4 protein-coding genes and 1 pseudogene are annotated in these 4,216 nt (G+C 62.7%); all 5 read right to left on the bottom strand.

Annotation, left to right across the window (positions count from 1 at the left end):
* Window positions 1-271 (bottom strand): annotated as a pseudogene (locus ACXJKR_RS25900) (polysaccharide biosynthesis tyrosine autokinase); the annotation flags it as partial.
* Window positions 271-1,701, bottom strand: coding sequence for a chain length determinant protein EpsF (gene epsF, locus ACXJKR_RS25905; RefSeq protein ID WP_457325249.1), 1,431 nt, complete (start codon window positions 1,699-1,701; stop codon window positions 271-273). The pseudogene ACXJKR_RS25900 and the gene epsF, both read right to left, overlap by 1 nt.
* Window positions 1,702-1,725: 24 nt before the next feature.
* Window positions 1,726-2,463 (bottom strand): polysaccharide export protein EpsE, encoded by a 738-nt coding sequence (gene epsE, locus ACXJKR_RS25910; RefSeq protein WP_235532104.1) that lies wholly within the window; start codon window positions 2,461-2,463, stop codon window positions 1,726-1,728.
* A 107-nt stretch (window positions 2,464-2,570) separates the two neighbouring features.
* Window positions 2,571-3,563 carry an EpsD family peptidyl-prolyl cis-trans isomerase gene (locus ACXJKR_RS25915; RefSeq protein ID WP_056204130.1) on the bottom strand — a complete coding sequence of 331 codons (993 nt, stop codon included), beginning with the start codon at window positions 3,561-3,563 and terminating at the stop codon, window positions 2,571-2,573.
* Window positions 3,564-4,022: 459 nt separating this feature from the next.
* Window positions 4,023-4,216: class I SAM-dependent methyltransferase (locus tag ACXJKR_RS25920; RefSeq protein WP_457325250.1), on the bottom strand; the 194-nt coding region annotated here is incomplete at its 5' end.

Raw genomic sequence — 4,216 nt, forward strand, 5'->3', positions numbered from 1 at the left:
GCACACCGAACGGCTGGTTCAGGGCGACGAGCTCGGGATTGGCTTTGCGCCGCTCATCGTCCGCTGCCAGCGGATAGTGGAACTGTTGGGCCAGGGCGAACATGACGTCGTCATTGCTCGCGAACCCGAGTGCGACCGCTGCYTCGCCAAAGCGCAGGCCCTCACTTCGTTGCTGTTGGACGATTTTTTCGACTTGATCGGCAGACAGCAGCCGCAGGTCCTTGAGGATGCTCCCTATGGAGCGGTCAGCCACGTTTTCGTAAGACGTCATCAAATGCTCCGGCCGGAGTCAGGGGCGCTGAGCGCCGGTGCGCCAGGCGAATGGAGCATCGGACGTGCGGGGTTGAACCGTTTTGCCGTTGGCTTGGGAAGCGTGCCCAGCACCGGAAGACCCAATGCCGTCACCACATCCTCCAGCGCGCGAATGCGGCGGTCGTTCAATTCGAGGATGAGCGCGACGCCCACCGCCAGCAAACCGCCCAGCAAGATACCGACTGCCGTATTCAGCAAGAGTTTCGGGCTGCTGTGTTCCGCGGGCGGCAGCGCGACGGTCAGCATGCTGGCATAGCTCTGCGTGTTCTGCGCCTCGAGTCCGGTCTGGCTCAGGCGGGCGGCCAAACCATCGTAGATGCGCTGCGCATTCTCGACCTCCCGCTGCAGGACGGTGACCTCGTCCCGCGAAGACTTCAGTTCAAGAACCTTCATGCGCTGAGCATCCAGCGAGGCCCGGACCTGCCCCTCACGAGATTTGTTGATCGTGTTGCTGACCGAGACGCCGCCCGAAATCCGCGTCGTTTCGCTGTCGATCTTGCGCTTCAGTTCGGCAATATTGGCCTTCGTTTCGCCCACCTGCGGATTCGCGTCTCCCAGGCGCTGCGACAGTTCCTGCAGCCGTGCTTCCGCGCGGCTCAAGTCGAGCTTCAGGCCCCCAATCACCGGGTTGTTGATCACCTCTTGGAGCCGATCAGTCTGGGTGCCCTGGGCCTGGGTCTGGCGGCTCGAGCTTTCCGCGGAGATGGCCTGCAGCTGCGTCAGCTGACTGCTGAGTTCGTTCAATCTCGCGTTCTCGACGTCGAGCCGTTCGTCCGTGGCGATGATTCCCTTTTCACGCTGAAAGGCCGACAGCTTGGCCTGGGCTCTTTCAAGCGCTTCGCGGGCGTCATGGGTTTGCGTATCGAAGAACTTCCTGAAATTCTGCGCAGGGTCCGCGCGCAGTTCCAACGTGGTGGCGATATAAGCCTTTGCGTATGCATTCGCCAGCGCGGCGGCGAAGGTGGGATCCTGGCTCTTGAACGAAATATTGATGACGTTGCTTTCCCGACTCGGCTTGACGTCAAGATAGTTTTGCAGAAAGAGAATCACGTACTGCTCGATGGTTCCCTTCCCTTCACCATCGTCCTGCCACTGCTCCCGAATACCCGGAACTTCCGTCAATTTGAGATCGCGAATGACGCGCAGCGCAACGCGATCGCTCATCAGGATATCCAGCTGCGTCGCCATGAAGCTGGGCATGATCGCCGAAGGATTGACGAACGCGGTGATCGGGTCGGGCTTGACGTCGATCACCACGCTGGCTTCGCCCTTGTACTTCTTGGGCAGCACCAGGCTGATCACGACGATCGCCGTGACAACAAACGCGAAAACACCAAGCGCCGCCCACTTTCTGGCGCGCAAGACAGCGATGAATTGAGCAAAAGTCATTGTTCCCGTCCTGGCTCAGAGCTCTTAGAAGAGGCTTTCACGCACGTAAACGACGTCCCCGTCCTGGACCTTCTCGTCCATCGCGGGCGTGACGACCTGGACGCGCCCATCGGCAGACTTTCGGTGCACACGGACGCCCCGCTCGGTACCGCGCTGCGTCAGGCCACCCCCAACCGCGAGCACCTGCATCAGGGTCATGCCGCGCTCCAGGCGCATCGGCCCGGGGCGCTGCACCTCGCCATAGATATAGACCAGCGGAGCACGGTCCACCCAGAGCACGTCGCCGTTCTGGATCAGCACATCGTTGACTCGGCCCTGCTCCGCGGCGGGACCGAAGACGGTGGGCAGGTCGATTTCCGTGCGGAAGGGCTTGCCGTTGCGCATCCCGGTCAGCACGAGTTGGTCACCGCCCGTCGTCGCAACGCCACCCGCATTGGCCAGCAGGTCGGTCATGCGCATGTCAGCGGTTTCGATCGGGAAGCGGCCGGGGCGGTTGACCTGGCCCAGCACGCTGGCCTGGTTGCCCTTGATCTGCATCAGGACAAGCGTGACCTGTGGCGACTTGACGAAGTTGCCGCTCTTCAAGCCTTCGGCGATGAGCTTTTCGGCGGCGCTGACGCCCAAGCCGCCAATGCGGATGTTGCCGAGCAACGGGTAGCTGATGACGCCTGTTTCTGACACCCGAGTTTCGAGTGTCAGGTCCGGGTTCTGATACACGACCACACGGACGACGTCGCCAGCGCCCAGATGATATTCAGCCATGGCGGGAGCAGCCGCCTTGGCAGGGGCAGGAGCCTGAGCCTGCACGCACGCGGCCGCCAACAAACCGAAAGTGGCGGCAAGAAGCAGTTGGTGAAAACGAATCTTCATCATTTCAGACCCATACCCTTGGAGATCGAAGCCGAATCAAGACCGCTGGCCGCCGGGGCAGCAGCGGGAGCAGGAGCAGGCGCCTCAGAGGTGACCGGCGCCACGGGCGCAGGCGCAACAGGCGTCACACCGCCAGCCGCCGAAGCCGCCTGCGCGAACTTGCCGACGTATTCGATCTTGGAACTGTCACGCAGCGCCTTGATGTCCCTCTGCACGACTTCGGCCTTGCGCTGGTTCATCAGGAAAGCTTCGATGGCAGGGCGGGCGCGGACTTCATCCACGGGCTGGCTGCGCGAGCCGACGAGGAAGAGCACCGTCATCCCGTTGGGGCTGGGGCTGACCATGGAGTCGCCATCCTTCATCTTGGCAATGGCGTCCAGGCCGGCCAGGGGCAGTTGCTCGGCGGCCCGCACGGCCTGGTTGCCGTTGAAGCGGATGTCGGCGGACTTCAGGTATTCAGCGAACTCGTTGAGGTTCTTGGCCGCCGCGAGCTTGGCGCGGATGGTCTCGAACTGCTCCGGCTTGGCCTCGATCTGCAGTTCCTGCAGGCTGTAGATGCGGCGGTCCTTGAACAGGGCCGGCTTGTCGTTGTAGTACTTGGCAATCTCTTCGTTGTTGGGCTTGGCAACGCTTTCGCCAACGCGCTCGGCGTAAGCCCGGGCGATGATCTCGCGCTTGGCGGCTTCGATCTGCTGCACGACACGCGGGTCGCGGTCGAGCTTTTGCTCCTGCGCCTTCTGGACCGCCAGTTCCTGGTCGATCAGGCGCTCCAGCACCTGACGGCTGGCGGCCTCGGCCTGCTCCGGCTTGAGGCCCTGCTGGCGCTGCAGCACGAAATTGATCTGGTGGACGGTGATCTCTTCCTTGTTGACCTTGGCCGCCGTCTGGGACGCCTTGTCGCCCTTGTCACCACCGCAGGCCGTCAGCAGCGCCGCAACGGCGACGACTGCCAGGAGCAGGTGGGCACGGTGCTTGTTCTGTCGGTTTGCCATCTGATGAAGGTCCTTGTTATGCAGAGAAAGGGCACCCGCCCCAAAGAGCGAACGAGTGTAGCGGCGCGATATGTCGCTTCTGCGGGGCCCACGAAGCCAGAACTGGGTTCGTCGGCGGTCGGCAGTTAGAGCAAATACAAGCGGGAAGTTCCCAAGATCCCACGTTCTTGGGGGGTGGTCGCTTGCGATTGAGGATGACGCCTTCCGGCGTCATTCGATACGCAATATTCGGTATTCGACTTTCGGGCCGAGCGACGGGCCGCTCCCTAGCCGGCCCGCTCAGGCGATGTGCTTGCCGCTCAATGCGGCAAGCATCGCCATCCCCCCGGGGGCTGAGGCCGGACATGGTGAGTCCAGTGGACTCGCCGTGCCTGCCGCAGAGCAGCGGGCTTGACCGCTGCGCGGCCTGCAAGGCCGATCAGGCTGCCCGCGTCCAGCAGGGCAAGACTGAGCGAGGGGTCAACATTTGATCCCGGCGTGCAGGGCGACGATGCCGGCACTGAGGTTGTGCACGTCCACGTGGCCGAATCCGGCCGTCTTCATCATGGCCTTGAGCGTGGCCTGGTCGGGATGCATGCGAATGGACTCGGCCAGGTATTTGTAGCTCTCGGCGTCGCCAGCGAACAGCGAACCCAGCTTGGGCAGGATGTTGA

It is taken from the genome of Roseateles sp. P5_E11 (assembly GCF_054049355.1).

Excerpts from the sequence above, each read along its gene's own strand:
- ACXJKR_RS25915 (WP_056204130.1), bottom strand. The coding sequence starts at position 3,563 with ATGGCAAACCGACAGAACAAGCACCGTGCCCACCTGCTCCTGGCAGTC.
- epsF (WP_457325249.1), bottom strand. The coding sequence starts at position 1,701 with ATGACTTTTGCTCAATTCATCGCTGTCTTGCGCGCCAGAAAGTGGGCG.
- epsE (WP_235532104.1), bottom strand. The coding sequence starts at position 2,463 with ATGGCTGAATATCATCTGGGCGCTGGCGACGTCGTCCGTGTGGTCGTG.